At 40.2% G+C, this 16,736-nt stretch carries 12 protein-coding genes; 6 read left to right on the top strand and 6 right to left on the bottom strand.

Going from position 1 to position 16,736, the window contains the following annotated elements; genetic code table 11:
- The first annotated feature begins 168 nt into the window (after window positions 1–168).
- The 6 genes from NKI27_RS19415 (at window position 169) to NKI27_RS09690 (ending at window position 6,523) form a co-directional block, all read left to right on the top strand.
- Window positions 169–534, top strand: a complete 366-nt coding sequence (locus tag NKI27_RS19415; protein ID WP_406802291.1) for an acyltransferase — start codon at window positions 169–171, stop codon at window positions 532–534.
- A 92-nt stretch (window positions 535–626) separates the two neighbouring features.
- Entirely contained in the window at window positions 627–1,724 is a 1,098-nt protein-coding gene (locus NKI27_RS09670) for a GNAT family N-acetyltransferase (protein WP_265045855.1), read from the top strand.
- Between the two features lie 160 nt (window positions 1,725–1,884).
- Entirely contained in the window at window positions 1,885–2,922 is a 1,038-nt protein-coding gene (locus NKI27_RS09675; RefSeq protein WP_265045856.1) for an ATP-grasp domain-containing protein, read from the top strand.
- A gap of 126 nt (window positions 2,923–3,048) precedes the next feature.
- Complete coding sequence (locus tag NKI27_RS09680) at window positions 3,049–3,987, top strand: glycosyltransferase family 2 protein (RefSeq protein WP_265045857.1); 939 nt, start codon at window positions 3,049–3,051, stop codon at window positions 3,985–3,987.
- 6 nt (window positions 3,988–3,993) lie between these two features.
- Window positions 3,994–5,571 (top strand): oligosaccharide flippase family protein, encoded by a 1,578-nt coding sequence (locus NKI27_RS09685; RefSeq protein WP_265045858.1) that lies wholly within the window; start codon window positions 3,994–3,996, stop codon window positions 5,569–5,571.
- Between the two features lie 7 nt (window positions 5,572–5,578).
- A complete protein-coding gene (locus NKI27_RS09690; RefSeq protein ID WP_265045859.1) occupies window positions 5,579–6,523 on the top strand; it encodes a glycosyltransferase family 2 protein in 945 nt (314 codons plus the stop codon).
- Between the two features lie 9 nt (window positions 6,524–6,532).
- On the opposite strand, the gene NKI27_RS09695 is transcribed toward NKI27_RS09690, so the two are convergent.
- The 6 genes from NKI27_RS09695 to NKI27_RS09720 all read right to left on the bottom strand — a co-directional run bounded on the left by NKI27_RS09695 (window position 6,533) and on the right by NKI27_RS09720 (window position 16,587).
- Entirely contained in the window at window positions 6,533–7,732 is a 1,200-nt protein-coding gene (locus NKI27_RS09695) for a CDP-glycerol glycerophosphotransferase family protein (protein WP_265045860.1), read from the bottom strand.
- Between the two features lie 197 nt (window positions 7,733–7,929).
- The gene (locus tag NKI27_RS09700; protein WP_265045861.1) at window positions 7,930–8,856 is read right to left on the bottom strand and encodes a glycosyltransferase; all 927 of its coding nucleotides are present in this window, start codon (window positions 8,854–8,856) and stop codon (window positions 7,930–7,932) included.
- 211 nt (window positions 8,857–9,067) lie between these two features.
- Entirely contained in the window at window positions 9,068–13,552 is a 4,485-nt protein-coding gene (locus NKI27_RS09705; protein WP_265045862.1) for a Kelch repeat-containing protein, read from the bottom strand.
- A gap of 154 nt (window positions 13,553–13,706) precedes the next feature.
- Window positions 13,707–15,233, bottom strand: a complete 1,527-nt coding sequence (gene xrtA, locus NKI27_RS09710) for an exosortase A (RefSeq protein WP_265045863.1) — start codon at window positions 15,231–15,233, stop codon at window positions 13,707–13,709.
- Between the two features lie 278 nt (window positions 15,234–15,511).
- Entirely contained in the window at window positions 15,512–16,072 is a 561-nt protein-coding gene (locus NKI27_RS09715) for a PEP-CTERM sorting domain-containing protein (protein ID WP_265045864.1), read from the bottom strand.
- A 92-nt stretch (window positions 16,073–16,164) separates the two neighbouring features.
- Window positions 16,165–16,587: a hypothetical protein gene (locus NKI27_RS09720; protein ID WP_265045865.1), complete on the bottom strand. Its 423-nt coding sequence runs from the start codon at window positions 16,585–16,587 to the stop codon at window positions 16,165–16,167.
- Window positions 16,588–16,736: the final 149 nt, after the last annotated feature.

Genomic DNA, 16,736 nt, shown 5'->3' on the forward strand with positions numbered 1-16,736 from the left:
ATCCAAAACATTAAACAAAATGAAGGTGTTATTCTTAGCAAGTGCGTTGTAATTAACGGTTTTCCTATCATATCTATCATAGAAGGTTGGAGGTTGGGGAAGATGTGGTATTGAACTCAGACAATAGTGCTTATCATATCAACATGCATTCACCTGTTAAAATATTAGTTGATAGAAAAGGGGGCAGAAGTATCTATAGGGCGCCGAACTCGCATACACGGAAGTTGTATACATGCGACAGAATCTATACGAATTGGGGAGAATTGTTTAATTGCAGCAAATTGTCACATTATTGATAATAATGGTCATGATTTATGCTTTCCAAATGTTGATGCCCGAATACACTCAAAGGGAAGTAGTCGACCAGTGACTATTGGAAATAATGTTTGGATTGGGGCGAATACTTTTATTTTGCCAGGGGTAACCATACATGATGGATCTGTTGTAGCAGCAAACAGTGTAGTGAGTAGTGACGTACCTTCAATGTCGTTGGTTGGAGGGAATCCCGCCAAATTAATAAGGAGTTTTAACTAAACGAATGGCTATTAGTTAAAATTTCACTAGTTATTTTAAATTTGAGTTGATTAAGTAAATGTTATTGGTTGTTTGTCATAATAAGGTAGGTCATGGAAGAAGTAAAAGCGATACCAAGTAGCACTAAACTTAAGGAAGACAAGCTGGAGCTATTAAAGTCTTCAACTGCTGACCCTCTATTCAACAGCCCAATACTACAAGATCTTTGGTGGACCATTTGGGGTAAGCCTAACAACTTCAAGTTACAGGAAATTTATATTCTACGGGCTGGTCAGCTAGCCGCATGGCTGCCGTTGTATATTGATGCATTTAAAATTAAAAAGGTTGTCAATATACGTCGCCTCCAATTCGTTGGTACTAATTATCAAAATATTGTAACGCCTCGGGTAGAATACATTGACATCGTAGCAGGTAAGGGGAGTAACGCAGAAAAAGCCGAAGCAGTATCTGAACTTAATAATGTAGAGTGGGATGATTTTATTGTAAGAGACACATATGTTGATGGCGTTTTATCAAGCCTTTTAATAAAAGAGGCGCTTAGGCGTAAATGGCTTGTGCGAACTATACATGAAGATGTGGCGTACTCTATTGACTGTACAGGTAGTGCAAAAAACTACTTTGCCTCGAGAGGTAAAAATACAAGGTTGAAAATTTTTAACAGGCGGACATTGCTAGCTACGATAGGGACTGTTGAAATTAAAAACTACTTCCCTGATAAAATAGATGTCTTTTTTGACATTATGGAGAGATTTCATAAATTACGGTGGGGGGATGTATTTTCAACTAATTCTCTTTTATTTCATAAGAGTCTTATACACGAATTAGCTGAAAGGGGCGCTACAATTAACCTTTCTGCGTTGATGGTTAATAATGTTTGTGAGTCTGTTGTGTATGACATTCAATATTTTAATAAAGTTTACAATATTCAGTCTGCATATAATGAGAGCTTTCATAAAAAAATATCATTAGGTAGTTTGCACTTAGGCTACTCGATTGAAAATGCTTTCGACAATACTTCTGTTAGTAATTATGACTTTTTGGCTGGAGGTGGAAAGAATACTTATTATAAAAAAAGTTTAGCTACAACTGAAGTCAGGTTACACTCATTACAAATTGTAAGATCACTGAAGTTGAAATTGATGTACTTAGTCAAAGGCTATGCAGACCGTATTGCTAGACTGTTAAAATAAATCATTCCGTTACCTTATTTTGATTGCAAGCTTTCAGGTGCTATGCATTTAGAGTTCAAGCCTCTATAATTCACTCATTTCGTCTAGGCCGCCACCCTTAGTTTACCTAGTCTTTAAAAAATTGAGGTTGAGGGGAAACAGTACAAAGGAAGTATTTGAAATGAAAACTAGCTTGGTCATACTTAAAAACTCTGTCGGTGGGTTCCCTCAGTTACTAGATGAAGTTGAATCAATTTTAACACCTCATTTTTATAGTGCTTTAAACACTGATAACATTAATGTTGTAGAGGCGCTATATGTTCAGTACGAAGAATTAGTCGTCCCTTTATTAAAAATAGAAGATAATAAAGTTTTTATATTTTATTGTAGCTCGCAGCACTCTAGTTATTATAATTATATTTTTGACATCATGATGGATGCTCAAAGCCGTGGCGCGATACTTATCCCCTCTCTAGATCATTTAAAAAGTCATGAAAATAAATTCTATCAAGAATTATATAAAGCTAGATTAACAATACCTACTCCAAAGTCTTGGCTATTGGGAAGTATTGAAGATATAGCATATTTAGTTCGGAGCGGGCTTGATTTTCCTGTTATTGCTAAGTTACCACAGGGGTTTGGTAGTAAAACTGTTTCCAAAATCAATTCTCTTGAAGATTTGCTCGATTATAGTCGTACGCACTTAACGCCAACCGTTAAACCTCGTAAAAACATATTTAAATATAAAAAGTCTCTCAAAAAATATAAAGATAAATACCCTACAAACACAGGCAGTATCGTCTTACAAGAGTTTATTCCACAGCAAACCCATGACTGGAAGGTGTTAGTGATCGGTAATAAAGTCTTTTCTTTAAAGAGATATACCAGAGATAATGACTTTAGAGCTTCAGGTAGTGGAAATTTTTCTGGCGATGAGCTCCCTTCTTTGGAGTTGGTTGATTTTGCATACAACGTAAAACAAAAATTAAAAACACCTTGGGTGTCGATGGATATCATAGAGTCCCCTAGAGGTTATCTCATTATTGAGTATCAATGTATCCATTTTGGGCCATATACGGTCACTTCAAGCAAACAACATTATTTACTTGAAGATAATAGTTGGCGTTTAGTTAAAGCCCCCGCAATTTATGAAGAAGAGTTGGCGACTAGTCTCATCTCAACTATTAGGGGTGAGAGTTCAGAGTTGGCTGTTAAGTAAGTTTTACGGGGTGTTGTATGTTGGTTAGTTTGCGTTATTAAGAGCCTGCATTAAGCCTGAGACGACCAAGCTATTATAATATTTCACTACCAGCCTTATAAATGATTAAAAAGAAGGGAATATTCTGTGCCATCTAAAGGTTATCAGCCAAGAGTTTCGATTGTTATACCTGTTTACAACGCTGAGAAGTATCTAGTTAAAACACTAAACTCGATTTTAGACCAGAGTTATAAAAATATCGAGGTTATACTGGTTGATGACTGCTCTACAGATCGTTCTAAAGCTGTCATCGAGCCGTTTTTGAATGACACCATTAAGTATTACTGCGAGAGTAAAAATAATGGAGGTCCTGCTGTACCTAGAAATACTGGTATAAGAAAATCTAAAGGTGATCTGGTGATGCTCTTTGATTCAGATGACATCATGTTATCTGGTAAGGTTGAAAAAAGCGTAAGTGCATTTATGGCTAGTCCAAACGTTGGTTTGGTTTGTACTGGCTTTCAATCAATTGGATTAAATGGTGAGTTGTTAAATGAAGATTATTTATCAGATTATCAAACTTTCAGAGTAGATTTCACTCCTGTATCAAATGGAGAATATAAGCTATCGAGTCCTGATGCTTATAAAGCTTTATGTTTATCTAATTTCGTTGGTACTTCGAGTGTAGTTATACCAAGAAAAGTATTTGAAGATGTTGGTTACTTTGATGAAGCATTGAGTAATTGTGATGATGCTGATATGTGGTATCGAATTGCGCTTAAATATGACTTCTTATTTATTGATCACATATTACACCAATACCGAATTAATCCAGGTGGTATAAGTTCGAGAGGTGGTAAAAATGCCCTTAGCAGAATTGTTGTTCATGAAAAGCAACTTAAACTAGAACAAAATAAAGAAAATTTATTGGCCATTAATTGTTCCTTGGTTCGAAACTATTTAAGTCTGGCAAGGTTTTACATCGATACTAATCGTTCATTAGATGCAAGAAAGCTGATTATAAAAGCTTTTTGCATAACGCCATCGATTTCAGCAGTTAAGTTGTTCATCAAAACTTTTGTGTAATAGATTATGTCATCAACGTTATCATCTCGTTTTTTAAAAAGCTCAGCTCTTAGGATAGTAGAAACCTTTCTTGGCATCATAATTGGCTTTTTTATGCTGCCGTTTATGGTTGCGAGCCTAGGGGAGCATCTTTATGGTATCTGGATTATTGTGTCTAGTATTACTGGGGCCCTTTATATATTTGATCTTGGGTTTGCTACTGCGGTAACACGCTATATATCAAAGTCTCTCGCTGTAGATGACAGAAAAGAAACCAGCAAAATTGTCTCTTCGGCTTTTTTTATCTACTTTATTCTTGCGCTGGTAATAATGGTTGTATCGCTAGCGGCTAGTTTTTTTGCAACTCATTGGGACGTTGATGCTGATAACGCCAATCTAGTTCAAATATTGGTCATTATTACAGGCGTTAATATTGCTCTGGAATTTCCATTCAAAGCGTTTTCTGGCATCGCGGCTTATCACATGCGTTATGACTTATTAGCGCTTTCACGTATCGTTTTTAAAATATTGTCTACGGCTGCTATTGTCTGGGCTGTTATGACAGGCTACCAATTAATTGCCATCGCATTAATTGGTTTATTGGCATCGATTTTATCTAACTTTACGTTTTATTTTATAGCTAAATATCTTGAGCCCAATGTTAATGTAAAGTTTAGTTATATCGATAAAGCTATCATTAAATCGTTATCAGGCTATAGCGCTTGGGTGTTTTTCATAGACATGTCTCGAATGTTAAAAGAACGGGGCGATTTATGGGTTATAGGGTATTTATTGAGCGCTGCTCAGTTGACGGTTTACTATGTTGCATTACGGTTAGTCGATTATGCGGTACAGATACTGGTTAGTGCGGTCAATATGACCACACCATTAATCACCGCGGATTATGCCAAAGGGGATATTAAAGCGCTGGTACAAAAAATTTACCTGTTTAGTCGTTTAAATTCGATATTGGCGCTTATTACGATTTTTGGCTTTGTCCTTTTTGCTCAAGAAGTATTTCAGTTCTGGATGGGGGGTACATTTGATGCCTCAACAGCATATACCATCTGTTGTATTGTATTATTCGGTAAAATGTTAGCTTTTGCTAACTCCCCTGTAGCGAATGCGTTAATGGCTATTAACAAACCCCGCACTTTGTCAATTATAACGGCAGGTGAAGCCGTAGTGTCGCTGACCGCAACTTTTTTATTGGTTTATTACTATGGCCTAGAGGGGGCGGCGTTAGGCGTTGTTTTCCCGCTTTTATTTACCCGTACGGTGTTAATTCACTTATGCCTACAGCGTGATATAGACTTTTCTATTCTTACTATTTATCGCAACCTCCTAAAGAGTGCCGCGGTGTTGGCCGTTCCGTTTTGTACGGTTTTGTATATAAAGTCACAACTACTTAGCGATATATCGTTCGCTTACTTTATTGGGTTGATTGGCTTATTTGTGTTAATGACTTACCTGTCTATCTCGTTTATGTTTACGAAGAAAGAGCAAGAGGCCTTGAGCCATGTTTTGCCTAGTAAGTTATACCGTTTGTTATTTGGTGTTAGGCTCGCGTTGGCTCACCATCAGCGAGTAGAAAGGAATTCATAGTATCAACATGAAAATATCAATTGTAATACCCACTTATAATTCGGCTGCCTATATAACAGAGACGTTAAACTCGTTGATAGAGCAAGCGTATGCCGATCAAGAAATTATTGTTGTGGATGATGGCTCTACAGATAATACGCCAGCTATTATGGCGGCGTTTACTAATCGTTATTCATTTATCAGTTATACAGTGATTGAAAATAACGGTGGGCCTGCTAAACCTCGAAATGTCGGTATAGGCTTAGCGACAGGTGATGTTGTCTTTCTGTTTGATTCTGATGATATTGCATTGCCGGGTAAATTTACAGAGGCTATGAAGGTGTTTGAGCAAGAGCCTTCCGTTGGCATGGTGACAACCAATTTCTCAATTGTGGATAGTGACGCTAAGAACATTGTAAGAAATAGAATGATCGATGATTATGTTTCTTTGCAGTCAATATTAGGCCGTAAAATTACAGATAATGCCTATTTTGTTGAATCTAGTGATGCATTTGCGGCATTGATTTCAGCTAATTATGTAGGAACACCCGGCGTAGGAATAAGAAAAGAAATACTGGCAAAAATAGGCGGTTTTGATGAAACATTAAGACATATTGATGACCGAGAAATGTGGTTGAGAGTGGCCTATGAAACCAATATTGGTTATATCTCCGAACCTAGTTTTTTGTATAGAAACCATGAGCAGAGCATTTCTAAGAAACGTTCGAGTCTTCAATCTAAAGAACGATTAATGGTTGCCAAAAAGTTAGAGCGGTTACCTAAGTCTCAACAAGCCTCTAAGAATCTCAAGGTGTTTAAATCAAAGAATTATTATGAGCTTGGAATGGCTATGCTTAAACAGCCAAATGCTCGCTTGGATGCATTCAACTGTTTTTTCAATAGCTTTTTATGCCGGCCTCATGTCGCTGCATTTAAAGGCTTAATCAAAGCAATAATCGGGCGGAAATACTAAACCGTTTTATTAGGTAGCCTTACTGAGGTTTAACGCTCGCCGCCATTTTCTTGAGTTTCTTGATGACATTCTACCCATACGCAACAGTGTCTCAATTGATGCTTTTGTAGCTTCGCCTTGGTTATCTAAAAAGTAATCTGCTAGCGCTCTTCTACCTACGCTCTTGAGCGCTGGGTTTTGCAGTTGTTGATCTAAAAGCGGTTTTATTTCATCAATTTGGGTAAAGCTTGTTGAGGCATCTTTGTAGAGCTTTAATGTTGTTGGGTCGGTGAAGACTTCATCGGTTGCGTTATAAAAAAGAATAGGGCGGTCGAGTAAGCTATATTCAACAATGACAGAGCTTAGATCGGTCACAAACGCATCGGCGATGGATAACAGTGGTTGAATCTGGCTGCGTCTCACTAATTTAAAGTTCGCACATGTTTGTTCAACGCGCTGCAATTGGTTGATGAGTGCTTGAGAGTCAAAATGTTCACTCGACTCTTTATTGCTCAACCTGGGGTTAGTCCATATTTTTTCATGGGCGGTTTGAATAACGTTATGGTCTGGGTAATCCGTTGATATTTGTTCGGCAATCGCTGACTCGAGTGTTCGTAGAATCGATGATTCAGTCCAATGAGACGCTATTAATATCGTTTGCTTATTGGGGTCTAACCCTAAACTTGCTAATATTTTATCTCGGTTTTGTTTTTTATTGATTAAGTTGTCTGTTTTCATGAAGCCAGTAGGGAAGAATAACTTCTTTTCATTCGATATAGTGCCCGGCTTATATTCTTCTATTTTGTCTCTAAAGCTTCTGCCTATACCAAATACAATATCGACTTCAGGGTGGCAAGATTGCTTTTCTGTGTAATCAGTAATACCAAAAGCTGCACCATGAGACATTGATACTTTCAAACAATTTCGCTTAAAATATAAATGGGGCATATCGGTATAAATGACGTAGTGAATTTTGGTCAACGACGCTTTTTGAGGTGATATAAAATAGGTATCGACCAGTTCATCATGCACAGGGTTATTTATAGAAGGTCTATTAACTGAAGTGATATAGACTTTGAATCGAGAGTCTTTAACCATTTGTTTAATGAGCGGTAGCTGGCACATTAAACCGAACTTATTGGTTATTACAAACATGACACGAATAGGGCCAAAGTTCTCATGAACAATATCGTCGAACTTTTTAAGTAACGTAATAACTTTTTGCTTCATGCAACTCTCAGCGGTTGTGTAACCAATAAAGTGAAACTGGGTAAAGGGTTACAGCTTATTAACGTCATGTACTGGCTATAATGACACTAAAAAAAGCCGATTAATTAAAGACTTAAATTAACAGGTATTTTAACTGAGGCAAGGGGGGGATGTGAACTATATCTATGTTAAACAGTGTAATACCTGTTTATAGGACTTTAATGCTGGCCTACTTTTCTTTTTTTATATTGAGAAATCTGACCTTTAATAAAGTTATAACGAATAAAGTGGCTAAAAAAGGCATGGTGTTTATGCCTTATGCGGTCTGAAAGCATCAGCAGCTTATGTATTAAGGCTTTTTTGTATAGATACCTAGGGGCACCAAACCAAGATTTACAGTCGGGGATAGACGATTTTGCCGCGTCACCTTTTCCGTGTCTAAATGCGCGACCTGCGAGCCAGTCTAGGCAGAGTTGGTTTTCACGTATTTGATGAAATACAACAGCAGCAGGTAAAAAAGCTGATTTGTAACCTGCCTTATGGGCACGCAATAAAAATTCAGTTTCACTGCCCATCACATAGTCTGAGCCATTCGGACCTATGTTGGGGTTGAACGTAAAGCCTGCGTCGATGATCTTTCTTCTAATTGCCATATTCGGGCCCCAGATTTGACCGGGTCTAATTGCGCCTTCTTTAAACTCAGGGTTTGTTATAACTAACGCATCGCGAATAGAGTGATGGGATAAATTAATTCTGCTATCAACGCTTATGTTGGGATAGCTAGGTTTGATAGTGCCGCCGAACATATCAAAGTCAGGGTTTCGATTAATGCCGTTATAAAGCTCGGTTAACCAGTTAGGTTGGGCAATAATATCGTCGTCGGTAAATACTAAAATCCCCCCTTGAGCGAGAGGGAGTGCTTTATTTAAGGCCGAGTTTTTCCCTGGCGCTTTTTCGCTGAGGTAGGTAATGGGTAATGTTGATTGATATGCGTTTACTAGCTGCTCTGTTTGTTGTCTAACCCCATTATCAACAACGATAATTTCCCATTTTAAATGCGCTATATTAATACCGGTGAAGCTGTCTAATGTTTTCTGTAAAATCGCGTCACGATTAAAAGTAGCGAGTATTACTGATATATCCATATATTAATAATCCAACTCTTACTAATCATTATTTTATTAGTAATCTAGGCTATATTGATGTGCTTTTCAAGCAGCTGAAAGGCTTAAGTACAGCTTTCGTTTTCAGTTGCAGCGCGGTTCTCATTTTAAATCGATAGCCTATTTAAACGTTACTTTGTTACAAATAGACTACCGTTTTTGGTTTATTTTAAATATTTAGTCCTGTTAACGGTTAACGTGTGAATTTTGCTGTGGTGTTGGTGAACGAAGACCCTCCTTTGTCACCACCTCCATTGATAAAAAGTACATTATCGATGGTTGAGAAGGCTGCGCCGTGGCGTGGGTATGGCGTAACGGGTAACGGAGTCCAGGTGTTGTAGATAGGGTCATATTCTTCATTTTGGTTGAATATAGCGTCGGGGTCGCTGTCGTTATACTCTCCGCCAATCACTTGAATTTTTTCATTTAGCGTACTAGTCACCATTGTTCGGCGACCTGTAGGCATGTTTGCGATAAAGTTCCAGCTATTACTGAGTGGGTCATAGACTTCGCCAGATGATTTGGTTCCGTTTATTGTGACGCCACTTGATGTACGCTCTCGACCGCCGATCACATAAAGTTTGTCGTTTATGACAGCTGTACCTGGGTTATCTCTTGCTTCTGCCATAGCGGGGCCTGACGACCAACTATCAGATAGCGGGTGGTATATCTCTAGCACATTTATAGACTGGCCTGTGTCATCCATGCCGCCAACGATATAGATAAGCCCATTGATAACCTCTGCCCTTATTCCGCCTCTTGCAGTGGGCATGTTAGCAATCGTACTCCAGGTATCGTTCGTTATGTCATATTTATAGGCATTTGATACAGCACCCGAAAAGGGACGTGTCGACCCACCAAATACATATAGCGAATTACCTAGTGCAACGGCTGCGGGGTTTTCAACAGGGGCGCCTGGTTTTTCGGCGAGTTGCGTCCATGTGTCACTGTTTGTTGAGTACTTATAAAGGCTATTAACAGGTCCTGATGCCGTTTTACCGCCGACGGTGTATAAATCGCCATTGCTTGACGTGCTACCTGTATCGAGTAACGCGATAGGTGAGTTTGATAGTGATTCCCAGCAGCCGTTTGAGATAGGCCTTAGGGATGTTATTTTTCCATTGCCAAACTCGGCAACGAACAGGTCGCCTGTTGTATTTTCAGATAATGTAAGCGGATCATTAAAGCTACCGACAAGGCTGTCTTGATAAACGACACCGTCACCCGTTTCATTGAGTACCACTCGTACTATGTTGTCGCCTAATGAGTAATTGGTAATTAATAAATTACCCTTAAGTTGCCCGCACGCTGTATTCGATTTGTATTCAATAATCCCATTTGATGATGTATGTGAGCCCATTATGGCCATTGGGGGCTCATAATTTAGTGACGGAGTCACACCTTGGTAGCTACCGTCTTTAAAGATACATTCATCAATAGAAGGATTGGGATGCCCGTAGAACTTGCCCTCTTGAAGCCTCTGAAGAAGGTCTGGTTGTTCAAGTGGGTTTTGGCCGCCTGCATTCCAAGGGTCAGCACTTGCAAAGCCTGAGCAGTCTGGATAGGGCTGAGCGGGGAATGCCCCTGTTACACCTAAGCCGTTATCGGGGGCGTAAACATGACCACTAGAATGGAACACAAAATCATAGGTGTTGCGTAGTCCGGTAGAGTACGTCATCACATCGCAAGGTGCTGGGCCGTATATATCGCTATTATTAGCACAGCTACCGTCAAAGCTAGGTGAGAACACATCGGCTACGACTAGTGCCGCAGAGAGGGGTTGCTCTTCTCTATCACCAAACTCTGTTGGGACGGTAACTGGCGCGCCTGCGCCAGTATTGCCGCCTATTGCAATATATAAACGGTCATCTGGGCCAAAGTGTAAGCTGTTGGGGGCATGATTAGCTTTGGCTCTTGGTAGCCCGGTGATAATATCTTCAGCAACCGTAAAGCCTGGGCCACTCAGTTTTGTGACAGTGCCTGAGTTAGCTAGGCCGTTATCTACCGATGGACTAGAGTGTGAAACCCAGAGTGAAAAATCATTAGGGTCACTTATATTATCGTGATGGAGGGTAATCCCGAGGGTGAGTCTTCCTCCGTGTTTATCGGTTAATCCATTGAGTATTTCATCATCGATTACATTAAGGTTGTTGTCATAGGTTAGTGCATGGATCGTACCGAATAGTTCGGTTACATAGAGTCTGCCATCAGGTGCCCACACCATGCTGGTAGGAAAGCTTAAACCGTAAGACTTCCGTGTAAAATCTAGGCTTGAGCCATCTGGTGGGGTAAAACTTTCGACAATTGTAAAATGATCAAATGCGTAAGTAATAGGGGATGCATTATGTCGGCTGGTTACAAATATGCCAGCAAAGGTGCGAGTGCCTATTTCAGGGTCTATTCCTGCGGCATCAAAACTAAACATTTCGGGGGAGATAGTAAAGGTATCGATTTTATGCTCTTCCCCTCCGTTTATTGAATAGTAACCACTGACTGTTTTGCTTGATGGGGTTGCTATGAACCTAAAGGTAATGTCTGAAGCAGAGACATCGGATATATATTTTGATGTTGTTTTTGTAATAACCCCTTCGTTTTCATAGGCTAGCTCAACTTTAGAGCCTGCAGGTGTAGAAAGAAGAATAAGTTTAATGTAGTGGTCTTCATCGAACCCTAACCATAAACCCGCTTGCTCAAACTTGCCATCGCCTTTTGGTGGCGATATCAATGTGGTTGATATATCCGCTATCTGATTTGGGCCAGCGAAACCAACACCTAATGCGTTGTTGAGATTATTATTACCGAGGTACTGAATGCCTTGTGTTGTCGTTAAGTGGAGTGCGCCTGAGTCAGTATCTAGTTCGATATTATTAGCGAGCAACCCACCACCCAGGCTACTGGGTTGAACATAAGTAAAGCCCGTTCCTATATTATTTTTATCGTTAATATGCCCGCTATCTGTATCAAAATTAAGCTCATAAGGCAGCGATACTTTAATATCTGAGCAGATAACTGGCGCGCACTTGTCGTTACTGGCAATAGATGCATTGACTACAACCGTTATAGCATCATAGGCGCTAGCGGTAATTGTGAGCACCCCTTGATGGCTGCCAATAGCGAGTGCGTTTGTGTCGACATTTATGGTGATATCTTCGGGGGTAAAACCACTCGCTGAACTGGCTGTTAGCCATGCTGAGTCACTGCTGATTGAGTAGTGAGTGCTGGCGCTATCGCTCGTTGAAAGGTTAACCGTTCGAGTGATGTGTCCTTTGTTGGGTTGGCTGGCTATGTTAAGTGTGTTGCTATCAACCTGTAGTGCGTGACTATCGTTTGAGACCGTTAGTGATATAGGAAGAAATGCGGTATCAAAACCCGGTGATGAAACCTGTATATTGGCTGAATAGTTACCAGCACTCAGACCTGCGGCATCTAGCGTAACCGTTAGTGTTTCGGGGGCGTCTGATGATGCTGGACTAACGGATAGCCAGCTTTCACTACTGACTGCGTTGTAGAGTGGGCTAGAGCCATCAGCTGCGGCGTTTAAGCCCAATAGCACGTTAATGGCAATGGGGGATTCCCCTGATATTAAAGATTCACTGACGCTTGAGGGGGAGAATATAAACCCTTTTGAAGCGTTCACAACGTCAAAATTAGCGGTCAGTACTTCTTCACTTGAGTCATCTAGAATCACCTTTGCGTGCAGGGTATGTGCGCCATCACTTAGGGTGTGGGTATCAAGCGGAATAGCGTTATTATTGGTTTTGGTGCCATTTAGGTCAAATGGTTTAACATTTTCAATTTTTGTGGGCGTGCCGCTCATGGATTTATCTACGTAAAAACGGACTTGTTTAACGCCTTCTTCAGGTGAGATAAAAATATGGGCATCCCCTCTGAGCGCAGTACCGGCCAATGCACTGGGTGATGATCGATCGTCGCTCATACTGGTTAATAGTTGATAGCTACCTGTGCTTTCTGGTGTGACTAATAGGCTAACCGTTAACTCTGCAGGTGCTAAGCCAGCTGCGGTAAAGCTAACGGTAGACGCATAGTTTCCGGGGGGCAGAGACGAGGTGTTTAGAAGAATATTTATAGTAGCCGGTGTCGTGGATGATGATGCGTTTATATCTAACCATGAAGTAGATTCTGAAGCGGTGAAGGTAGGGCTGCTGCCATCGTTTGTAGTCAGTGTGGTGCTAAGGGTTGCTGACGGCGTACCTTCGGTAACTCGGGTGGATAATAACGCATCACCTAATAGTAAACTTGGTTCGTTATTGGCCACTAAAAACTGAGACTCTAGTACTTCAATGCTGCCAGTGTTATTTTCGAGTTCGACTGTTAGGGTGTGGTAGCCATCTAGTATTGTGTTGGTATCAAAGGCAATTGCGCTGTCGTCTGGGTGTGTACCCGCAAAATCATAAGGGCCTAAGTTTTCAATTTTGGTGGGTGAGGTGCTAGTGCTTGTATCAAGATAAAATCGGACTTGTTTGGTTGAGTCTTGAGTTGATTCAACAAAAATATGGGTGTTACCCACTAAGGATGCACCGTCTAATAAGACAGACGCGCTACGACTCGGCTCAGGGCTTATGCGAATCTCTGATGCGTTAGCCTGTAATGAAAATGCGTGTAGTAGAAGTGCAGTTGAGAGTAATAGAAATGAGAGAACACTTTTTATTATTTGCATTGTTTATTCCTCGTGTGGATTGCGAGAAATAGTGCAAAAAACGATCAAACAATACTAAAGCCAACATAAAACATAAGGTTATAACTCAACATTAAACTTATTAGGGCTTATTTAGTGTTTATGTGTAAATTAATGTGACATCTATCACATTAATTTAATGATTATTAAGTTGGCTTTTAAAATGGGTGATTAGAGGGTAGTTATCACCAATAAAATTGATAACAGAAGCCTTTTCGCTATTACAGTCGCTTTCACATTGTATGCGTGTGTAGATAAGCGTTGATTCTGGGCTGCCGACTAAAGGCCTTACCACTTCTAATAGTTTTGCGCCGATACGGTTGCTGGTTGCCATGTAAGAAACAAGGTATTGATAGCCGATGAGTTCTCGCTGACCTTTTCTGTTTTTGATAACGGTATAACTAAAGTCATTATCTTCAATGCTGAGTCGGCCAGAGGATGTAGTGATAAATGCGTCTTGATCATATAAGCGGTTATTAAAATTAATCAGTTCTTTTCCTGGCGCTTGTTGTATGTAGCTCCTGATGGATAGCTGTATTGTGTTTTCGCCATTTGAATAGATTGCATCAAATTGACTATCGGGTGATTTGAAATCAGGCGGGGAGATTAAGCTGCTGTTGAGGTAGCTGCGATGCCACTCACCTAAAGTAGAGTCGACTTTAACATCAATAGTCTTATGGTTGCTTGTATTGTTGCCCATTGAGTTGATCGCGTATAGCGGGGCTGCAAATGCCGCTACAAATGCAACCGCACTATATAATAGTGCAATAGCGGTGTTAGTGCTGTGTTGATTAGCAGGTTCTTCAGCAGGCGCTTGTACTGCAACGTCGCCTTCTTCATGAGTTCGTTCTAGCTTATTAGCAATAAAAAATAGCGGGATAAGCGTAATAGCAAAAACCAACCATCCAAAGTGATCATGCTCATTAATCAGCGAGCTTTCCATGTGCGTTACATGGCCGGCGAGTATGATAATAAAGACTCTTATCCAGTTGGCCAGAAGCGCTAATAAGATACCGATTAAAATAAGCGTGGCGGCAGACTTAATGCGCGTGAAATTAAGGTAGCTATAAAGTGATGTTAGCGTGATGCTGATGATTAGGTAGCGTAAACCCGAGCAACCACCGGCAATTTCAAATTTACCCACAGATATTGTTACGAACACGTCTTCTATATGTGCTTCAACTCCTACCAGTGCAAGCAGGTAACCGTTTATATCTGTGGTGATATATTGAAGGGGAACTGTAAATACATCCCAAAAAGGAATAGCAAAATAGAGAAAACCGATAGGGAAAATAACGTGTTTAGCGGTATTCCACCCCAGTAACGAATAACAGAAAAGCCAAATTAACCAAGGTAAAAGTAACTGCTGAATGGCTTCTATACTGGCGTAGTACGCTAAAAGCCATAAAACGCTAGAGCCAAAGATAAGAACAACCCCAAACCAGGCGGGTTTAAGTGCTAATGAGGGAATTGATTTGAACTTAGCCAATAAATAAAAGGCGCTAATGCCTAATACTAAAATACCATGAGAGTATGACTCGTCGAATTTGTTCCAGCGTGCCCAAAGGTCAACAAGGGTGGTGTAATATGCATAGATGAATAGGCTTAAAAAGCCCACGAACAAGGTGAGAAATGTTTTTTTCTGTACTGCTAGGGTATGCATATTCCTTACCTGTTAGGAACTTCCGATGTAGAAGAGAGAATCTAGCAGATGTTGGGGTGTGGTTAAAGTGCATAGTCGTGTATTTTACGGTTGTTAACTTTTTAGTTGATATAGATTGAGCGCTTTGCGCGAATGTTTAAAGTTAAGCGTGATTTATCTAGGTCGGGTTAAAATCCGACCTAGATAAATCACATTACTCGACACACCAAATGCTGTGCTTTCGTGCAAAGGTCTCAGGTTTAATAATTCAATGTATTGAGGTGATTTATCCTTGTAGGTCACCCCCTGCGGAGGGTGCTTTTTCTTGAGGGGTAAAGTACGCCTAATAAGCCCAGCCCTATAAGGGTTAGTGAGGAAGGTTCTGGTACTATAACTTCGCGGAAAAAAGGGTTGTTAAAATACCCTTCATCAGGTGTTTCGAATGTGAAAAAGTTTTCTAATGAGTTATCTGTGATTTTATAGCTTGTATAAGGCTCATTATTTGCAAACTCTAGGTGTAACGACCACTCAAAACCGGTTTCTCCGTCGGTATTGTTAAAATAGCCGCTTGCATTAAGTACGGGCATTCCTTCACCCACATATGAAGGTAGCTCATGGCTATACCGAACCCCCATCGATTTGTCTAAATTATATCCTATGCCATCAATTTCTAAAGATAAGCCAAATATCTCTAGCGGGTTGGTATCATCGACGGTGAGCATAAAGTGATTGCCTGGTTTTGATATAGGCGTGTGGTCGTGGTCGAAATAGGTAAAACCTGCATCACCTGCAAACGTTATCATTTGGGCTTGGCATACCACAGGGGCTAACAGTGTTAATGCTAAGAGGCTCTTTTTCATTTTTCTTCCTTGTATGGTTGTTAAGCTTTAGACGGGGTGGTTTAAAGCTTGATAACCAAATCCCTATTGTTCGTTGTTTGCGTGAGTCGATTTTATTTATTACACGCCTGAATAACTTGTTCTAAATTGATGCTACTAAATGCATCGGGGTATTGATGATCATTTTTATCGGCACTGAGCCATATTTGTGGTGGCCATGCGGGGATGTTGCAAATGATTTGATAATCACCCGTGTCGCCTTTGCCAAGTACGCAAAGTGACGAGGGTAGCCATGCATCGCCTTCTTTGGGTGGTTCAACATTGATTGTTATATCTGCAGGTGTGATGTCTTCTAGGTTTTTACTACCAGATGCGGGTATTGTTACTGCTGTGCTCCCGCCCGACTGCGTAGAAGAAAGCCGTATTTCGGCTGCAGCCACTTGGGGTATGGTTATGCCTGAGAACTGTTGAGATGTCGCGTATTGTGCGGTGCTTGTTGACGCAATAATTAAAATCGATGTGACTGGAGTCGCCATGATTAAAGTCCTTTTTGCTTATTTGATTCGTCAAAGCTCTATTTATGAGCCAGTATATTAACAATGGTCTGAATTACAAGAACTTAACTCAGCTTAACTTAACATTTCTGACATAAAAATAGCGCTTTAAGTTTAAAATCTATACTAAA

The sequence above is a fragment of the Alkalimarinus alittae genome, from assembly GCF_026016465.1.
Lineage (GTDB): Bacteria > Pseudomonadota > Gammaproteobacteria > Pseudomonadales > Oleiphilaceae > Alkalimarinus > Alkalimarinus alittae.